Genomic DNA, 18145 nt, shown 5'->3' on the forward strand with positions numbered 1-18145 from the left:
CGAAGTGCGAATTAACGGCGGCCGTCATTCGACGGGGCTTTGATGGCGCGCCAGTGTCCTGCAACGAAAGGAAAAAAATACCTGAAGCTGTAACGAGGCCGCGCCATTTTGTTACATGTATAACGGCGCGCGTGTTGGCGGGTTTAGAGACTTCGTCGGAATTGCCGATTTATTTCTTCCGATGATGGCACGAATTACCGCTTCCCCGCGCGCCAGCGCGCCGAGCTCGGCGAACAGCCGCCCTCCGTGTTAAAATTCGCGCCGAATTAAGGACTTGCCTCGTCCTCGGACCCCGCAAGTCCTTTTCTTTTCGGCGCTCCGAATTGCTCGTGCGACGCGCCGGAACATTCGTCCGGCGCTGGTCATCCGTCTCGCATTCCGCTATCGGCGGCATAAAAGGCGTGCGCTTCCGGGCGAAGGCCGCCGGCCTATACTGGACTCGCGGGCGTCTTGCCCGCGCCGCTCGTCGCGAAGTCCGGTCACTCCGACTGCCTGTGCGGCGTGCGACGCCATCAAATTCACGGAGTACGGAGTTTTCACGGTGACTCGGATAGACGCTAAAGACAGCGCGCTCGTGCTGTTCTCCGGCGGCCAGGACTCGGCCACGTGCCTCGCCTGGGCGCTCGAACGTTACAAGACGGTAGAGACGCTCGGTTTCGATTACGGACAGCGCCATCGCGTGGAACTCGAGTGCCGCGAAGGCTTTCGCGCCGCGATCGTGCGCGAGTTTCCGCAGTGGGCCGAACGGCTGGGCGAAGATCACATGATCGATCTGTCCGTGCTCGGCGCGATCAGCGATACCGCGATGACGCGCGAGATCGAGATTCAGGCGACCGCGAACGGCCTGCCCAACACGTTCGTGCCGGGCCGCAATCTGCTGTTCATGACGATTGCTGCAGCAGTGGCGTATCGGCGCGGGCTGAAGGTGCTGGTCGGCGGCATGTGCGAGACGGACTTCTCCGGCTATCCGGATTGCCGCGACGACACGATGAAAGCGCTGCAAGTCGCGCTCAATCTCGGCATGGAAACGCGCTACGCGCTCGAAACGCCGCTGATGTGGCTCGACAAGGCCGATACCTGGCGGCTCGCGGAAACGCTCGGCGGCGAGGCGCTCGTCGAACTGGTGCGCGTCGAGACGCACACTTGCTATGTCGGCGAGCGCGCGGAATTGCACGACTGGGGCTTCGGCTGCGGCCAATGCCCGGCATGCAAACTGCGCAAACGTGGTTATGAGGCGTATCGCGCGGGCGAGCAGGTCGATACCGCGCCGGTCTGATTTTTTTAGAGGTTCACAGAGCAGTCATGACGTACGCGGTAAAGGAAATTTTCTACACGTTGCAGGGCGAAGGCGCCAATGCCGGGCGTCCGGCCGTGTTCTGCCGTTTCGCGGGCTGCAATCTGTGGTCGGGACGCGAGGAAGATCGCGCGGACGCTGTCTGCCAGTTTTGCGACACCGATTTCGTCGGCACCGATGGCGAAAACGGTGGCAAGTACAAAACGCCGGCGGAACTCGTCGCGAAGATCGCATCGCTGTGGCCGGAAGGCGAGGCGCACAAGTTCGTCGTGTGCACGGGCGGCGAGCCGATGCTGCAGATCGACCAGCCGTTCGTCGATGCGCTGCACGAAGCCGGCTTCGAAATGGCGATCGAAACCAACGGTTCGCTGCCGGTGCTCGAGAGCATCGACTGGATCTGCGTGAGTCCGAAAGCCGACGCGCCGCTCGTCGTGACCAAAGGCAACGAGCTGAAAGTCGTGGTGCCGCAGGACAACCAGCGTCTTGCCGAGTACGAAAAGCTCGACTTCGAATACTTTCTCGTGCAACCGATGGACAACGCATCGCGCGACATCAATACGAGGCTCGCGATCGACTGGTGCAAGCGGCATCCGAAGTGGCGCCTGTCGATGCAGACGCACAAATACCTGAATATCCCCTGAACGCCGTGCAGACGATTACCCGAAAACTCGAATTCGATGCGGGCCACCGCATTCCCGATCACCGCAGCCAGTGCCGCAATCTGCACGGGCATCGCTACGTGCTCGAAATCACGCTGCAAGGCGATCTCGTCGATGTGGAAGGCGCGCCCGATCGCGGCATGGTGATGGACTTCGCCGACGTGAAAGCGCTCGCGATGGAGCATCTCGTCAACAAATGGGATCACGCGTTCATCGTCTACGAGGGCGATGTCAAGGTGCGCGAATTTCTGCAGACGCTGTCGGATCACAAGACCGTCGTGCTCGATCGCATTCCGACCGTCGAGAACCTCGCGGCCGTCGCGTTCAACATTCTCGCGGAAGTCTATGACGCGCACTACGGCGTCAATCTCAAGCTGAAGCGCGTGCGTCTGTACGAAACGCCGAACTGCTGGGCCGACGTCGAGCGCGGCTGATTTCAGGCGTGCGCGCGGCCGGAAGCACCTCCGGCGCGCGTGCTTTTGTCACGGTATGATCGTCCGATGAGTCGCCCATCCTCCGAGGCGGCGAGACACGGAGCGCACGCATGCCGTCACTTCATCCGTTTTTCCAGTGGCCGCGCGTGGCCGTCCTTCAAACGCTCGAAGGAGACGCGCGATGAGCACCTTCACCAATCCCCTCAAGCAGCGCTTCTCCGAACCGGGCACGTTGTTCGGCCTGTGGCTGTCGCTCGGCAGCGCCGATGCCGCCGAAGCGCTCGCGCACGCGGGCTTCGACTGGCTCTGCATCGACATGGAGCACTCGCCGAACGATAGCGCCGACGTCGTCGCCCAGTTGCGCGCGATCGCCGCCGCGCATCTGCCGAGCGAGCCGATCGTGCGGGTGCCGGCGAACGAAGGCTGGCTCGTCAAGCGCGCGCTCGACGCAGGCGCGCGCACGCTGATGTTCCCGAACGTGCAATCGGCGGAAGAGGCGGCGCGCATCGTGAGGCTGACGCAATATCCGACCGAAGCGGCGCTGCACGGCCTGCGCGGCGTGGCGGGCGCGGTGCGCGCGGCGGCATACGGTATGCGTCGCGATTACATGGCGAGCGCGAATGCGCAGATTGCGACGATCGTGCAGATCGAATCGGTCGCGGCGCTCGAAGCCGTCGATGAAATTGCCGCGACGCCGGGCGTCGATTGCCTGTTCATCGGGCCGGCGGATCTGGCCGCGAGCCTCGGTCATCTCGGCGACGGCAAGCATCCGGATGTGCAGGCGGCGATCACGAAGATCGTCGACGCGGCGAATCGCGCGGGCATCGCGAGCGGCATCTTCGCACTCGATGCCGCGAGCGCGAAGCAGTACGCGCAGGCGGGCGTCAAGCTCGTCGCGATCGGCGCGGATGTAATGTGGCTGTTGAAGGCGACGCGTCAGGCGTTGCAGGAGGCGAGATCATGAAAGCCGCCGCCGCTGCGATCATCGCGCTGGCGCTCGCCGGTGCGGCCCGCGCCGACAACGCGCCGAAGCCGACCGACATCGCGACGCAAAACGCCGTCGCCGATTACAACGCGGGCAATTTCGTCGCGGCGCGCTCGGAGTTTCGGCGTGCGGCGCAAAGAGGCAGCCGCCTCGCCGAATTCAACTACGCGATGATGCTGCTCAACGGCGAGGGCGGCCCGGCGGATGTGCCCGAAGGCAAGAAATGGCTGCGCCGCGCCGCCGACGCCAACATGACGCACGCGCAATACGTGTACGGCAAGATGTACGACGACGGCCAGTTCGTCGAGAAAGATCCGGCGGAGGCGCATCGCTGGTTCCTGCGCGCGGCGAATCAGGGTCACGTACAGGCCGAACTCGCGCTCGCCAACCAGTTCCTCGACGGACGCGGCACCGCGCGCGATAACACACAGGCGTTCACCTGGTACAAGAAGGCTGCGGAAGGCGGCGACATGACGGCGCAATACGTCGCGGGATCGTTCTACGAGCGCGGCGGCGATGGCGTCGAACGCAATCTGAATGTCGCGCGGGCTTATTACGCGGCAGCGGCCGCGCAGGGCGATCCGGCGGCGAAGCTCAAGTATCTGCAGCTCAGCACCGAACTCGAGCAGCAAAAGCCGCAGTGACGGCGCGCGTCGATAAAAAAACCGCGGTCGAAGCCGCGGCTCATGTGGCGGAAGATAGCCCGCTAACTCTGCATCAACCGCTTTTGCCGCGCGACGCTCATGATGAGCCCGGCCGCGACGCCGAGCGTCGTCAGCGCGGTTCCGCCGTAACTCATGAAGGGCAGCGGCACGCCGACCACCGGCAGAATCCCGCTCACCATGCCGATGTTGACGAACGCGTAAGTAAAGAACGCGAGCGTGAGCGATCCCGCCAATAATCGCCCGAAGAAGGTCGCTCCGTTCGCCGCGATGAACAGTCCGCGCGCGATGAGCGCCATATAAAGAAAGAGCAGCACGAGCCCGCCCGCGAGCCCGAACTCTTCGGAGAACACGGCGAAAATGAAGTCGGTGTGTTTCTCGGGGATGAACTCCAGGTGCGCCTGCGTGCCCTTCAGCCAGCCCTTGCCGAGCGTGCCGCCGGAGCCGATCGCGATCACCGCCTGGATCGTGTGGAAGCCTTTGCCGAGCGGATCGGAAGTCGGATCGAGCAGCGTGCAGATGCGATGCTTCTGGTAGTCGTGCATCATCGGCCAGACGACTTCGGGCTGACAAATCTTTTCCTGGAAGGTCGCGACGCCCGCCACCGCGATGACGCCCGCGATCAGCACCGGCAGGATCAGCTTGAAACTCAGCCCCGCGAAATAGATGACGAACATGCCCGCCGCGAACACGAGCACGGCGGTGCCGAGGTCCGGCTGCTTCGCGATCAGGCCGACGGGCAGCATCAGAATGAGAAAGCCGACGATGTAATCCCACCAGCGAATGTTGCTTTCGCGCTTCTGGTAGTACCACGCGAGCATCAGCGGCATCGCGATCTTCATGATTTCCGATGGCTGGATCACCACGCCGACATTGAGCCAGCGCTTCGCGCCCTTGCGCGTCAGGCCGAACGCGGCGACCGCGATCAGCAACGCGACGCCGACCGTATAGAGCGGCACGGCGAAGCGCATCAGCGTTTGCGGCGGAATGTTGGCGAGTATCCACATCAGGCCGAAGGTCAGCATGATGTTGCGCAACTGGTCTTCGACGCGGCCCGGCATGTCGAGGCTGGCGCTATAGAGCGTCACGATTCCGACGCCGAGCAGCAGGAACACGATCAGCGCGAGCGGCTTGTCGAAGCCCGCGAACATGCGCTTGGCGCGGTCCAGCAGCTCGCGCTTGTCGAATTGGACGTGCAGTTGCATGGCGGTTTCCTTTACTCGTCGATGCCGCCGGACGGCGCGAGAACGCGCACCCCGTCGTTTTCGTTGCTGCGCACCATGGTGGGCGTCGGCTCGCTCGGGCGCTTCTTCGGCGCGGGCGATCGGCCGGGCGTCGATGCAGGCACCGCAGCCGCAGGCGCAGCGGGCGGCGCCGACGCAGCGCGCGGCTTCGAGACTTTCGGAGCGGATGCCGCAGGCGCCGACGCCGCCTTCGCGACATCCGGATTCGACGCCGCTTGCGGCGAAAACGCCGGCGACGAATTCGCGACTGACGCGGGCAGCGCGACGGCGGCGGGCGGTTGCGTGCCGCCGATGACCGGCACGGTCGCTTCGGTCGTGGCCGAAGCCGCCGCTGCGACCGCCGCCGCTTCCGCGCCCGGCTTGAGACGGTCGACGAGGTAATAGTCGAGCACCTTGCGCGCGATCGGACCGGCGGACTCCGCGCCCCAGCCGCCGTTTTCGACGATCAGCGCGATCGCGATCTTCGGCTGCTCCGCCGGCGCGAACGCGATGAACAACGCATGGTCTCGCAGATGCTCGGCCGTTCCGCCGTGGCCCCGATAGTTCGCGCCCTGCAGCGAATAGACCTGTGCCGTGCCCGTCTTGCCCGCCGCGAGATAGGGCGCACCCGCGAAAACCTTCGCTGCCGTGCCGTTCGTCACGACGCCTTCCATTGCGTGCTTGATGACGTCGATGTCCTTCTGCTGCACCGGAATCTTGTTGCTCGGATCGCGCACGACCGCGCGCAGGTCCTTGTTGATCGGATTCTCGATGTTGCGCACGAGGTGCGGCTTCATCACGACGCCGTTATTCGCGAGTGTCGCCGTCGCGTGCGCGAGTTGCAGGATCGTGAACGAGTTGTAGCCCTGTCCGATGCCGAGGCTGATCGTTTCGCCTTCGTACCATTTCTGCTGTTCGGGCTTGCGGTACGCCTTGCGCTTCCATTCCGTCGACGGAAGAATGCCCTTCGCCTCGCCCGCGATATCGATGCCGGTGATCTGGCCGAAGCCCCACGGCTTCATGAAGCCGGCCATCGCATTGACGCCGAGATCGCGCGCGAGCATGTAGAAGTACGTGTCGTTCGACACGACGATCGCGCGGTTCATGTCCACCCAGCCCTGACCCGAGCGCACGTCGTTGCGGAACGTGTGGCCGCCGAACGTGAAGTAGCCCGGATCCTGGAAGCCCCAGCCCGGCGTGCGCTTGTGCAGCGACAACGCGGCGAGCGCCATGAACGGCTTGTAAGTCGAGCCCGGCGGATACGTGCCGTGCAGCGGACGATTCAAGAGCGGATGATCCGGCGAATTGTTGAGCGCGTCCCAGGTTTGCTGATCGATGCCGTCGACGAAAGAATTCGGATCGAAACTCGGCGCGGAGACGAATGCGAGCACGTCGCCGGTCGATGGCTCGATCGCGACGAGCGCGCCGCGCTTGCCCGCGAATGCCTGCTCCGCGACCTGCTGCAAGCCGATATCCAGCGACAACTGCAAATTGTTGCCCGGCGTCGCCTGCGTGCGCGACATCGTGCGTACCGGACGGCCGCCCGCGGTCACTTCCACTTCCTCGAAACCGGTCAGGCCGTGCAGCTCCGTTTCGTAGCTCTGCTCGACGCCGATCTTGCCGACGTAATCCGTGCCCTTGTAATTGTTGGCGTCGAGGCGCGGATCGTAGTGATCCGAGCTTTCGTCGTTGGCGTCGCTCGCGTCGTCGATGCGCTCCTGATCGCGCTGCGATATGCGCCCGATATAGCCGATCACATGCGCTGCGGTCGTGCCGAGCGGATATTGGCGGAACAGGCGCGCGCGCACTTCGACGCCGGGAAAGCGGAAACGCTGCGCCGTGAACTTGGCGACTTCCTCGTCGGTGAGACGCGTGCGAATCGGCAGGCTTTCGAAATTCTTCGAGTCCTCGAGAAGCTTCTTGAAACGGCGGCGGTCGCGCGCGTCGATCGGAATGACTTGCGACAGCTCGTCGATGGTTTCGTCAAGCGTGCCGTTGATCTTGGAGCGCGTGATTTCGAGCGTGTACGCCGAATAGTTCTTCGCCAGCACGACCCCGTTGCGGTCGGTGATGATGCCGCGATTCGGCACGATCGGCGCGACCGAAATGCGGTTCTCGTTTGCCTGCAACGAGTATTTGCTGAAATGCCAGACCTGCAAATAGAGGAAGCGCAGCCCGATCAGCCCGAAGCAGATGAACACGAACAGTCCCGCCGCCGCGACGCGCAGGCGGAACTTCGACAACTGTTGCTCGGTGTTCTTGATTTCGGTCATGCAGCTTTCGCGGTGTGCTCGCGATTCAAGTGTAGTTCGCGCGCGGCGGTTTTTTCGCCGACCCGGCGCCGCGCGGCAAGACTCAGATTGGACGCGTATCGTCCGGGTCGGCGGCGCGGCGTTGCGGCATCAGCAGGAGGAAGCTCGCGATCGGCCAGAGCAGCGCTTCGACGAATCCGTTGATGAGATAGCTCCAGCCGGGGAACGCGGCGCCCGTCATCAGGCGGATGATGAAAGGCACGAGATGCGCGCCCACCAGCAGCGGCGCGACGACGAACATCTGCACGGGCAGTGTCATCCACAGCACGCGGCGATGAATCGTGATCGCGCCGTACGAAAGCAGCGTGTAGGCCAGCGCGTGTTCGCCAAGGAGATTCGCGTTGTGCACGTCCATCAGGATGCCGAGCATGAACGCGATGCCCATGCCGACCTTGCGCGGTTGATGCACGTTCCAGAACAGCAGCACGAGCGCGACGAAATCCGGCACGCCGATGAGCCGTCCCCACGGCATGAGGTTCAGCAGGAACGCGGCGGCCAGGCTGAACGTGATGAAGTACGGATTGACCGGCTGCAGGATGTATTGCGGGCGGTTCATCGCGCGGCTCCCGATGATGCGGGTTTCGGCGCATGCGCCTTCTTCGACGGTTTCGCCGCCGCGCCCGATGCAGCTTTCGGCTCGGCCGCCTTCTCCGACGGCTTCGCGGGCGCGGGCGCTGCCGGTGTTGCAGCCGCTGGCGCAGAACCCGGCACCGGAGCGGAAGCGCCGCTCGCGCCCGCTGCGGCGGCAGCCTTCGGGGCGGGCTTCTTCTTGCCCTTGTTTTCCTTCGCTTCCTTGGCGGCCGCGGCTGCTTCGACTTCGACCGGATTCGGCGGCTGATTCAAGTTGTAGTGCAGCACGAGCAACTGGCGCGCGCCGCGCACGGCCGCGATCGGCACGCAGACGACGCGCGCGAACGCCGTATCCGCCTGCTTGTCGACGCGCAGCACCTTCGCGACCGGCAGTCCCGGCGGATAGATGCCGTCGAGGCCGCTCGTCACGAGTTCGTCGCCGGCTTGGACGTCGGCGCTGATCGGCACGAAGCGAAGATCGAGCGTGTCGCCCTTCGGCGTGCCGTAAATCACGCTGCGCAAGCCGGTGCGCGAGATCTGGACGGGCACGGCCTGGTCTTTATCGGTGAGCAGCGTGACTTCGGATTGCAGCGGAAACACGCGCGTCACCTGACCGATCACGCCGTCTTCGGTGACGACGGGCGCGCCGTCCTGGATATTCTGCTGCGAACCCTTGCCGATCACGACTTTCTGCGTGAACGGATCGCGCGTGTCGTATTGAATTTCGGCGGGCGTTTCTTCGGTCGTTGCGCGCGATTGCAGATTCAGCAGCGCGCGCAGATGCGCGTTCTCGATGGCGAGCTGGGCCGCGTCGCCCGCCTTGACGGAAAGCTCCAGATTCTTGTCGCTGAGCTTGCGGTTTTCGCTGCGCAGCGTCGCGCTGGTCACGGCGAGATCGGCGGCGCCCATGAAGATGTCGCGCGGCACCAGCGCCGCGCGCTGCAATGGATACAGCCCGGCGCCGAGCATCCCGCGAACGATTTCCAGCGTGCTGAAGCGAGCGTCCGAGATGAGCAGCGCGATGGCGAGCACCACGAAGAAGATCAGGCGCGCGAGCGCGGAAGGGCCTTGCTTGAAAAGGGGCGGCGGACTGTATTCCATGGTCGGCGCCGAGGGCGTGAACGGATGGATCGATGCTGCAGGTCACTTCGCCGGCGGCGAAACCTGCCCTACGCTGTTCCGACAACGGCCCGGACAGAGGCCGGGCCGTGCGCGCGTCGCGTTACGCGGGTGCTTGCAAGCGTGCTTCGGCGTTGCGTCGATATCCGGACGCCCGAAGCAGCAGATCACTCGTACGAGAAGATGCTGCCGAGCTTGTCCATGCGCTCGAGCGCCATGCCCGAGCCACGCACCACGCAAGTCAGCGGATCTTCGGCGACGAGCACCGGCAGGCCGGTTTCTTCCGCGAGCAGGCGGTCGAGATCGCGCAGGAGCGCGCCGCCGCCCGTCAGCATCATGCCGCGCTCCGCGATGTCCGCGCCGAGTTCCGGCGGCGTCTGTTCGAGCGCGATCTTCACCGACGACACGATCTGGTTCAGCGGGTCGGTCAGCGCTTCGAGAATTTCATTGCTCGAAATGGTGAAGCTGCGCGGAATGCCTTCCGACAGATTGCGGCCCTTGACTTCCATTTCCTTCACTTCGGAGCCGGGGAACGCCGAGCCGATTTCCTTCTTGATGGCTTCGGCTGTTTGCTCGCCGATCAGCATGCCGTAGTTGCGGCGGATGTAGTTGACGATGGCCTCGTCGAACTTGTCGCCGCCGACGCGCACCGAGCCCTTGTACACGATGCCGCCCAGCGAGATGACGCCGACTTCCGTCGTGCCGCCGCCGATGTCGACGACCATCGAGCCCGTTGCTTCCGAAACCGGCAGGCCCGCGCCGATTGCCGCGGCCATCGGCTCTTCGATCAGATAGACCTGCGAGGCGCCCGCGCCGTGTGCCGCTTCCTTGATCGCGCGGCGCTCGACTTGAGTGGAGCCGCACGGCACGCAGATGATGATGCGCGGCGACGGCGAGAACATGCGGGATTCGTGAGCGGTCTTGATGAACTGCTTGATCATCTGCTCCGTGACGGTGAAGTCGGCGATCACGCCGTCCTTCATCGGGCGGATGGCCTCGATGTTGCCCGGCACTTTACCGAGCATCTGCTTGGCTTCCTTGCCGACCGCCTGAATGGTCTTCTTGCCGTTGGGGCCGCCTTCCTGGCGAATCGAAACGACCGAGGGTTCGTCGAGGACGATGCCCTTGCCGCGCATGTAGATCAGCGTGTTGGCGGTGCCGAGGTCAATCGCCAGGTCGTTGGAGAAATAGCTGCGCAAAAAACCGAACATTCAAAAATCCTGTCTCGCTGGGTGGCCGTTCGTCGCGAGGAGCGCCGGGGACGGCAGCGGAAAAAATAACGGTTTGCCGGGGCGGCGAACGCTCGCCGGGAAGGGCAAATCCGGGAAGAAATCTACTGCAGAACGGAACGCTGGACGCAAACGTTTCTCGGAATCCATCAAATGCGGGAGAAAGCCGCCGACAAGCCGTTCCAGAGGTGAGTCGAACGTGTAATGATACCTTATAATTTGTGGGTATCTATAGGAAAAGGATGGCAGTTTTTGCCATCGCCAGACCTGTTTCCGAGGGCTCCTTTCAAGATCGCAACTGGCTGCTGCAGCGAAAGTTTTCGAGATTGAGGCTGTCCACGCTTTCTCCGGTGAATCCATGTCTTTGACCCTGACCGACGTAAAACGCATCGCGCACCTCGCGCGGCTCGAATTGCCCGACCACGAAGCCGAGCCCACGCTCACGCGGCTCAACGATTTTTTCGGTCTCGTCGAGCAGATGCAGGCCGTCGACACGACCGGCATCGAACCGCTCGCGCACCCGATCGAGCAGATCGAGGAAGTCGCGCTGCGTCTGCGTGACGACGCTGTCTCAGAGCGTGTCGAACGCGAAGAGTTCCAGCGTTGCGCGCCCGCCGTGCAAGACGGACTCTATCTCGTGCCCAAAGTCATCGAATAAGCATCAAACATTCAGCGTCAGCGCGTGATTCACACCGCGCTCATCAGGAAACTGCAATGCATCAGAAAAGCTTGACCGAACTGCGCGCCGCGCTCGACTCGAAGGAAGTATCCGCGGTCGAACTGGCGCAGTCGTATCTGCGGCGCATCGAGGGCGCGAAGGAATTGAACGCGTTCATCGGCGTCGACGCCGCGCTCACGCTCGAACAGGCGAAAGCCGCCGACGCGCTCATCAGCGAAGGCCGCGTGGGCGCGCTCACCGGCTTGCCGATCGCGCACAAGGACGTCTTCGTCACGCGCGGCTGGACATCGACCGCCGGCTCGCACATGCTCGAAAACTATTCGAGTCCGTTCGATGCGACCGTCGTCGATCGCCTCGCGAACGCCGGTATGGTCACGCTCGGCAAGACCAACATGGACGAGTTCGCGATGGGCTCGTCCAACGAGAATTCGTACTTCGGCGCGGTGAAGAATCCGTGGGATATGAAGGCCGTGCCGGGCGGTTCGTCGGGCGGTTCGGCTGCTGCCGTGGCCGCGCGTCTCGCGCCCGCCGCGACCGGCACGGACACCGGCGGCTCCATCCGCCAGCCCGCTTCGTTCACCGGCATCACCGGCATCAAACCGACGTATGGCCGCGTTTCGCGTTATGGAATGATCGCGTTCGCGTCGTCGCTGGATCAGGGCGGCCCGATGGCGCAAACGGCGCACGACTGCGCGCTGCTGCTGAACGCGATGGGCGGCTTCGACGAGCGCGACTCCACGAGCCTTCAACGCGAGAACGAAGACTACACGCGCTATCTCGGCAAGACGTGGAACGGCAGCGATGATGCCGGCAAGCCGCTGAAGGGCTTGCGCATCGGCATGCCGAAGGAGTATTTCGGCGCGGGTCTCGCCGACGACGTGCGCGCGTCCATCGACGCCGCATTGAAGCAATACGAAGCGCTCGGCGCGACGCTCGTCGAAGTGTCGCTGCCGAAGACCGAGCTTTCGATTCCCGTGTACTACATCATCGCGCCGGCGGAGGCATCGTCGAATCTGTCGCGCTTCGATGGCGTGCGCTACGGGCATCGCGCGGCCGAGTACCGCGATCTGCTCGACATGTACAAGAAGTCGCGCGCGGAAGGCTTCGGGCCGGAAGTGAAGCGGCGGATTCTCGTCGGCACGTACGTGCTGTCGCACGGTTATTACGACGCGTACTACCTGCAGGCGCAGAAGATTCGCCGCATCATCGCGCGCGATTTCCAGGAAGCGTTCAAGCAGTGCGACGTCATCATGGGACCGGTCGCGCCGTCGGTCGCGTGGAATCTCGGCGAGAAGGCCGACGATCCCGTGCAGATGTATCTCGCCGATATCTACACGCTTTCCGTGAGCCTCGCGGGCCTGCCCGGCATGAGCGTGCCGTGCGGTTTCGGCGCGGGCGCGAATGCGAATCGGCCGGTCGGTCTGCAGATCATCGGCAACTATTTCAACGAAGCCCGGATGCTCCAGGTCGCCGACGCTTATCAGCGCGCGACCGACTGGCACCGCAAGGCACCTGCATCGGCATTGGCATCGGGAGTGTGAACATGCAGTGGGAAGTCGTCATCGGTCTGGAAACGCACGCGCAGCTTTCCACCGTCTCCAAGATTTTTTCCGGCGCGCCCACGCAGTTCGGCGCGAGCCCGAATTCGCAGGCGAGTCCCGTCGATCTCGCGTTGCCCGGCGTGTTGCCTGTGATGAACCGCGGCGCCGTCGAGCGCGCGATCCGCTTCGGTCTCGCGATCGGTTCGCACATCGCGCCGCGCAGCATCTTCGCGCGCAAGAACTACTTCTATCCGGATCTTCCGAAGGGCTATCAGATCAGCCAGTACGAGATTCCGGTCGTGCAGGGCGGGCAGATCACGATTCAGGTGCCGGCCAACGAGAAGGCGGGCAAGGAAGCGTACGAGAAGACCATCAACCTGACGCGCGCGCACCTCGAAGAGGACGCAGGCAAGTCGCTGCACGAAGACTTCGCGGGCATGACGGGCATCGACCTGAACCGCGCGGGCACGCCGCTGCTCGAAATCGTCACTGAGCCGGAAATGCGCAGCGCCGCGGAAGCGGTCGCGTATGCGAAGGCACTGCACGGTCTCGTCGTTTGGCTCGGCATCTGCGACGGCAACATGCAGGAAGGCTCGTTCCGTTGCGACGCGAACGTCTCGGTGCGCCCGGTCGGCCAGAAGGAATTCGGCACGCGCGCCGAGATCAAGAACTTGAACTCGTTCCGCTTTCTCGAAGAAGCGATCCAGTACGAAGTGCGCCGTCAGATCGAGCTGATCGAAGACGGCGGCACGGTGGTTCAGGAAACGCGTCTTTATGACCCGGACAAGCGCGAAACGCGTTCGATGCGCAGCAAGGAAGACGCGCACGATTACCGCTATTTTCCCGATCCCGATCTGATGCCGCTCGTGATCGATGCATCGTGGATCGATCGCGTGAAGGGCGAGATGCCCGAGCTGCCGGCGGACATGCAGAAGCGTTTCGTCGACACGTACGGTTTGACGCCGTATGACGCGGGCGTGCTGACATCGTCGAAGGCGATGGCGTCCTACTTCGAAGCGCTCGTGCAGAAGGCGGGCGCGTCCCAGGCGAAGATCGCCGCGAACTGGATGATGGGCGACGTCTCCGCGCAACTGAATCGCGAATCGCTCGATATCAGCGAATCGCCGGTATCGGCCGCGCAGCTCGCGCTCATCATTCAGCGCATCGCCGATGGCACCATCTCCAACAAGATCGCGAAGGACATTTTCCAGACGATCTGGGAAGAGAAGGCGACCGACGAGGCCGCCGCGGATCGCATCATCGACGCGAAGGGTTTGAAGCAGATTTCCGACACCGGCGCGCTCGAAGCGATCATCGACGAGGTGCTTGCGGCAAACCAGAAGTCCGTCGAGGAATTCCGCGCGGGCAAGGAGAAGGCGTTCAACGCGCTGATCGGCCAGGCGATGAAGGCGACCAAGGGCAAGGCGAATCCGCAGCAGGTGAACGAGCTTTTGAAGAAGAAGCTCGGCTGATTGTTTCGGTGCGTGAAAGACAGGGCCGTTGCCGGTTAAGCTAGGCGACGGCCTTTCTTTTTGGTGATCACAAAAATATGGCAAAAAAACCCGAACTCGACGACTTCCGTGTGCCTTTCTTCGACGCCGGCAAGAAGCGCAAGCCATTCGACCTGAGCGCGATCGATCCGTCCGCGAAGCCGTTTTCCAGCGGCACGAAGGACATCGACCGCGAGCGTCTCACGGCGATCGGCGTGCAGCTCGACGATCTTCAGGAGAAACTGCACGCGCAGCGCCGCCGGCGCGTGCTGCTCGTGCTGCAGGGCATGGACACGAGCGGCAAAGACGGCACGGTGCGCGCGGTGTTTCACGATGTCGATCCGCTCGGCTTGCGCATCGTGCCGTTTCGCGCGCCGTCCGAGCGCGAGGCCGCGCACGATTTTCTGTGGCGCGTGCACGCGCAGGCGCCGATGGCCGGCGAATTCGCGATCTTCAACCGCAGTCACTACGAAGACGTGCTCGTGCCGCGCGTGCTGAAGTCGATCGATGCCGACGAATGCGAACGGCGTTATCGGCATATTCGCGAATTCGAGGCGCTGCTCGCTGACAGCGGCACCACCATCGTCAAATGCTTCCTGCACATTTCGAAGGACGAGCAGCGCGAGCGACTGCAGGCGCGCATCGACGATCCGACGAAACACTGGAAGTTCGACGTCTCCGATCTCGAAGCGCGCAAGCAATGGGACGACTATCAGGCCGCATACGCCGACGCGCTCGCGGCGACATCGACGGATTACGCGCCTTGGTACATCATTCCGGGCAATTCGAAGACGCATCGCAACGTGATGGTCGCAGAGCTGCTGTTGCGCACGATGCAGGACATGAAGCTCGAATTCCCGCCGGCGAAAGAATCGCTGAAGGGCGTGAAGGTCGAATAATCAAGATCAAAAAGGAAGAACATGTTTCGCGTGATAACCGCCAATCTCAACGGCATCCGTTCGGCCGCCAAGAAAGGTTTCTTCGACTGGTTCGGAGAGCAGAAATCCGACGTCGTGTGCGTTCAGGAAATCAAATGCTCGCAGGACGATCTGACGCCGGAATTTCTCGCGCCGCACGGTTTCCAGGGCTATTTCCAGCACGCGGTGAAGAAGGGCTACAGCGGCGCCGGTCTGTACACGCGCCACGAACCGGATGACGTGATCATCGGCTTCGGTTCGGAAGAGTTCGATCCGGAAGGGCGCTATGTCGAAGCGCGTTTCGGCAAGTTGTCGGTCGTTTCGGTGTATGTGCCGTCGGGTTCGAGCGGCGACGAGCGTCAGCAGGCGAAGTATCGCTTCATGGACGAGTTCATGCCGCATCTGGACGCGCTTTCGAAGGAGCGCGAAGTCATCCTGTGCGGCGATGTGAATATCGTGCACAAGGAAATCGACATCAAGAACTGGAAGAGCAACCAGAAGAATTCCGGTTGTTTGCCCGAAGAACGCGCGTGGCTCACGAAGCTTTTCGACGACGTCGGTTATGTCGATGTATTCCGCACGCTCGATCAGCGTCCCGAGCAATATACGTGGTGGAGCAATCGCGGCCAGGCGTATGCGAAGAACGTCGGGTGGCGTATCGATTATCAGATCGCGACGAAGGAAGTCGCCGCGACCGCGAAGAAGACGTCGATTTTCCGGGATATCAAGTTCAGCGACCACGCGCCGCTGACGATCGATTACGACTGGAAGATCGCGAAGAAGAAGTGAGCTAGCGCCCGCTCTTCTTGAACCGCCCCATCCCGGCGTAATTCGGCAACTGATCGATGGTCTTGCCGACCGCCTTCGCATAGAGCGGCATCATGTCCGGCATGCGTTTGAGCAGATCCTGCCGGCGATCCGGCCCGTACGGATGCAGCCAGATGAAGCCATCGTCCGCGCGGCGCGTGCCCGAATCGATCTTGTTCCACAACGTGACGGCCGCGCGCGGATCGTAGCCCGCGCGCGACGCGATCTCGCTGCCGATCACGTCGGCTTCGGTTTCGTCGGCGGGGGAATAGCGCATCGTCAGCAGTTCATCGCCGATATCGGGCTGCTGCGACGCGTAATTCGAAAAGCCGAAAAGCTGCGGCATGCCGTTCGACGAGAGCTGCGCCGCCTGCTGCCGCCCGAGCCGCTCGCGCGCATGCTCGCGCAACGCGTGCGCGATTTCATGGCCGATCATCATGCCGATCTCGTTGTCGTTCAGATGCAGCTTGTCGATCAGCCCGCTGTACACGACGATCTTCCCGCCCGGCAGGCAGACCATGCGCTCGTCGGCCGACTTGATGACGTTGATCTCCCACTTCCAGCTCTTCGCGCGATCGTTCCACTTGAGCGCGAACGGAATCTCGTGATTCGCGATATCGCGCACGCGTTTGACGAGCGGGTTGGTATCGGGGAGCAGCGTCTTGTTGCGCTCGGCATCGTGGATGACCTGAGCGTATTCGTCGGCGGCCTGCGCTTCGAGCGTCGCGGGCGCAATCAGGTTGCGAAACAGCGCCGTATTGCCGAAACGGATCTGGTTGTTCGGTGCGGAGTACGGCGGCGGCGTCTTTTGTTCGTCCTGGGCATGCGCGGACGAAGGGGCGAGCGACGCCCATGTCCATGCGCAAACCAAGGCGCGAAGCTTGAAAGAAACCGTCATCGTCGAATTCTCCAGGGCGCGATCTTGGGCAACAGTAACATGCCCGGAATGGACAGCGCGACGCAGATCATGAAGTACGGAAACCAGCCGGTTTCATTCACGATGTAGCCGCTGCCCGCCGCCGCGAAGGTGCGCGGCACGGCCGCGAGGCTCGTGAAGAGCGCGAATTGGGTCGCGGTGTAGCGCGGGTCGGTCGTGCTCGCGATATACGCCGTGAAGGTCGCGAGCGTGAGACCCGTCGCGAAGGTTTCGAAGCCGTACAGCACGCCGAGCGCGAACGGCGACGGCCCGATCTTCGCGAGCCATGCGAAGCCGAGCGTCGCGACGATCTGCAGAATGCCGAAGATCCACAAGCCGCGCGCAATGCCGATCTTCACGAGCGCGATGCCGCCGAGCAAGCCGCCCGCGATGCTCGCCCAGAACGCGACCGCTTTCGCGATCACGCCGATCTGCGCGAGCGAGAATCCGACGTCGATGAAGAACTTCGTCGCGAGCGCGGTGGCCATCGTATCGCCGAGCTTGTACAGGAAGATGAAACTGAGCACGAGCAGCGCCGCGCGCCAGCCGTCACGCGTGACGAACTCGTGAAAGGGCTCGACGATCGCCTCGCGCAGATTTTTCGGCGGCGCGCCATGAATCTGCGGCTCCTTCACGACGAGCGTCATGATGAGCCCCGGCAGCATGAACGCGGCGGTGATCAGAAAGACGCTTTTCCACGGCAGGACGGTCGCGAGAATCAGCGACAGCGAACCGGGCACGAGTCCCGCGACCTTATATGCGTTGACGTGCACCGCGTTGCCGAGCCCTTGTTCGGTGTCGGCGAGGAGCTCGCGGCGATAGGCATCGATGACGATATCCTGACTCGCGCTGAAGAACGCGACGAGCGCGGCGATCGCGGCGACGGCCCAGAGATTCTGCTCAGGCGAGAAGAAGCCGAACGAGCCGATCGCGATCATCACGAGCACTTGCGTGACGAACATCCAGCCGCGCCGCCTGCCCGGACTCCAGCCGGGAAAGCGCGGAATGAAACGGTCCATCAGCGGCGACCAGACGAATTTCCACGTGTACGGAAGTCCGATCAGCGCGAAGAGACCGATCTCCTTGACGTTGATGTGCGCGGTCGTGAGCCACGCCTGCAACAGGCTATAAAGCGTGAAGAGCGGCAATCCGGACGTAAAGCCGAGAAAGACGCAAATGAGGATGCGCTTGTTGAGGAACGCGCGCCATCCGGGATGATCTTCGTGAGCAGTTAGAGCGGGCGCCTCGTGTGGCGTATCGGGCATGTCAGATTACGGGCAGTTGTCGATGCGGGAACCCGCCGGTCGA

General features: G+C 63.1%; 17 protein-coding genes. 10 read left to right on the forward strand and 7 right to left on the reverse strand.

Going from position 1 to position 18145, the window contains the following annotated elements; translation table 11 throughout:
* The first annotated feature begins 541 nt into the window (after positions 1-541).
* The 5 genes from queC to NCS00_RS00780 all read left to right on the forward strand — a co-directional run bounded on the left by queC (position 542) and on the right by NCS00_RS00780 (position 4016).
* A complete protein-coding gene (gene queC, locus NCS00_RS00760; RefSeq protein ID WP_008352176.1) occupies positions 542-1276 on the forward strand; it encodes a 7-cyano-7-deazaguanine synthase QueC in 735 nt (244 codons plus the stop codon).
* Between the two features lie 26 nt (positions 1277-1302).
* A complete protein-coding gene (queE, locus tag NCS00_RS00765; protein WP_250438799.1) occupies positions 1303-1935 on the forward strand; it encodes a 7-carboxy-7-deazaguanine synthase in 633 nt (210 codons plus the stop codon).
* A gap of 5 nt (positions 1936-1940) precedes the next feature.
* Positions 1941-2387 (forward strand): 6-carboxytetrahydropterin synthase QueD, encoded by a 447-nt coding sequence (gene queD, locus NCS00_RS00770; protein ID WP_061146395.1) that lies wholly within the window; start codon positions 1941-1943, stop codon positions 2385-2387.
* A 181-nt stretch (positions 2388-2568) separates the two neighbouring features.
* Complete coding sequence (locus tag NCS00_RS00775; RefSeq protein WP_175979707.1) at positions 2569-3351, forward strand: HpcH/HpaI aldolase family protein; 783 nt, start codon at positions 2569-2571, stop codon at positions 3349-3351.
* The gene (locus tag NCS00_RS00780) at positions 3348-4016 is read left to right on the forward strand and encodes a tetratricopeptide repeat protein (protein WP_034470327.1); all 669 of its coding nucleotides are present in this window, start codon (positions 3348-3350) and stop codon (positions 4014-4016) included. Before NCS00_RS00775 ends, NCS00_RS00780 begins: the two co-directional genes overlap by 4 nt.
* 62 nt (positions 4017-4078) lie before the next feature.
* On the opposite strand, the gene rodA is transcribed toward NCS00_RS00780, so the two are convergent.
* The 5 genes from rodA to NCS00_RS00805 all read right to left on the reverse strand — a co-directional run bounded on the left by rodA (position 4079) and on the right by NCS00_RS00805 (position 10469).
* The gene (rodA, locus tag NCS00_RS00785; RefSeq protein WP_008352167.1) at positions 4079-5239 is read right to left on the reverse strand and encodes a rod shape-determining protein RodA; all 1161 of its coding nucleotides are present in this window, start codon (positions 5237-5239) and stop codon (positions 4079-4081) included.
* Positions 5240-5250: 11 nt separating this feature from the next.
* Positions 5251-7530: a penicillin-binding protein 2 gene (gene mrdA, locus NCS00_RS00790; protein WP_008352166.1), complete on the reverse strand. Its 2280-nt coding sequence runs from the start codon at positions 7528-7530 to the stop codon at positions 5251-5253.
* 82 nt (positions 7531-7612) lie between these two features.
* A complete protein-coding gene (mreD, locus tag NCS00_RS00795) occupies positions 7613-8125 on the reverse strand; it encodes a rod shape-determining protein MreD (RefSeq protein ID WP_008352165.1) in 513 nt (170 codons plus the stop codon).
* Complete coding sequence (gene mreC, locus NCS00_RS00800; RefSeq protein ID WP_034470331.1) at positions 8122-9240, reverse strand: rod shape-determining protein MreC; 1119 nt, start codon at positions 9238-9240, stop codon at positions 8122-8124. The genes mreD and mreC overlap by 4 nt, the downstream gene beginning before the upstream one ends.
* A 185-nt stretch (positions 9241-9425) precedes the next feature.
* Positions 9426-10469 carry a rod shape-determining protein gene (locus tag NCS00_RS00805; protein ID WP_004189550.1) on the reverse strand — a complete coding sequence of 348 codons (1044 nt, stop codon included), beginning with the start codon at positions 10467-10469 and terminating at the stop codon, positions 9426-9428.
* Between the two features lie 376 nt (positions 10470-10845).
* On the opposite strand from NCS00_RS00805, the gene gatC reads away from it, so the two are divergent.
* The 5 genes from gatC to NCS00_RS00830 all read left to right on the forward strand — a co-directional run bounded on the left by gatC (position 10846) and on the right by NCS00_RS00830 (position 15903).
* On the forward strand, positions 10846-11145 hold the full coding sequence (gatC, locus tag NCS00_RS00810; RefSeq protein ID WP_008352020.1) for an Asp-tRNA(Asn)/Glu-tRNA(Gln) amidotransferase subunit GatC: 300 nt from the start codon (positions 10846-10848) through the stop codon (positions 11143-11145).
* A 56-nt stretch (positions 11146-11201) separates the two neighbouring features.
* The gene (gatA, locus tag NCS00_RS00815; RefSeq protein WP_250438801.1) at positions 11202-12707 is read left to right on the forward strand and encodes an Asp-tRNA(Asn)/Glu-tRNA(Gln) amidotransferase subunit GatA; all 1506 of its coding nucleotides are present in this window, start codon (positions 11202-11204) and stop codon (positions 12705-12707) included.
* A 2-nt stretch (positions 12708-12709) separates the two neighbouring features.
* Positions 12710-14179: an Asp-tRNA(Asn)/Glu-tRNA(Gln) amidotransferase subunit GatB gene (gene gatB / locus NCS00_RS00820; protein WP_250438803.1), complete on the forward strand. Its 1470-nt coding sequence runs from the start codon at positions 12710-12712 to the stop codon at positions 14177-14179.
* 77 nt (positions 14180-14256) lie between these two features.
* Positions 14257-15096 (forward strand): PPK2 family polyphosphate kinase, encoded by an 840-nt coding sequence (locus NCS00_RS00825; protein ID WP_175979711.1) that lies wholly within the window; start codon positions 14257-14259, stop codon positions 15094-15096.
* Between the two features lie 21 nt (positions 15097-15117).
* Positions 15118-15903 carry an exodeoxyribonuclease III gene (locus tag NCS00_RS00830; RefSeq protein WP_008352012.1) on the forward strand — a complete coding sequence of 262 codons (786 nt, stop codon included), beginning with the start codon at positions 15118-15120 and terminating at the stop codon, positions 15901-15903.
* Position 15904: 1 nt separating this feature from the next.
* Here NCS00_RS00830 and NCS00_RS00835 read toward each other — a convergent pair whose 3' ends face one another.
* Positions 15905-16819, reverse strand: coding sequence for a M48 family metallopeptidase (locus tag NCS00_RS00835; protein ID WP_250435426.1), 915 nt, complete (start codon positions 16817-16819; stop codon positions 15905-15907).
* Positions 16816-18102, reverse strand: coding sequence for an AmpG family muropeptide MFS transporter (locus tag NCS00_RS00840; protein WP_008352007.1), 1287 nt, complete (start codon positions 18100-18102; stop codon positions 16816-16818). The genes NCS00_RS00835 and NCS00_RS00840 overlap by 4 nt, the downstream gene beginning before the upstream one ends.
* Between the last annotated feature and the right edge of the window lie 43 nt (positions 18103-18145).

It is taken from the genome of Caballeronia sp. AZ1_KS37, from assembly GCF_023631165.1.
GTDB lineage: Bacteria > Pseudomonadota > Gammaproteobacteria > Burkholderiales > Burkholderiaceae > Caballeronia > Caballeronia zhejiangensis.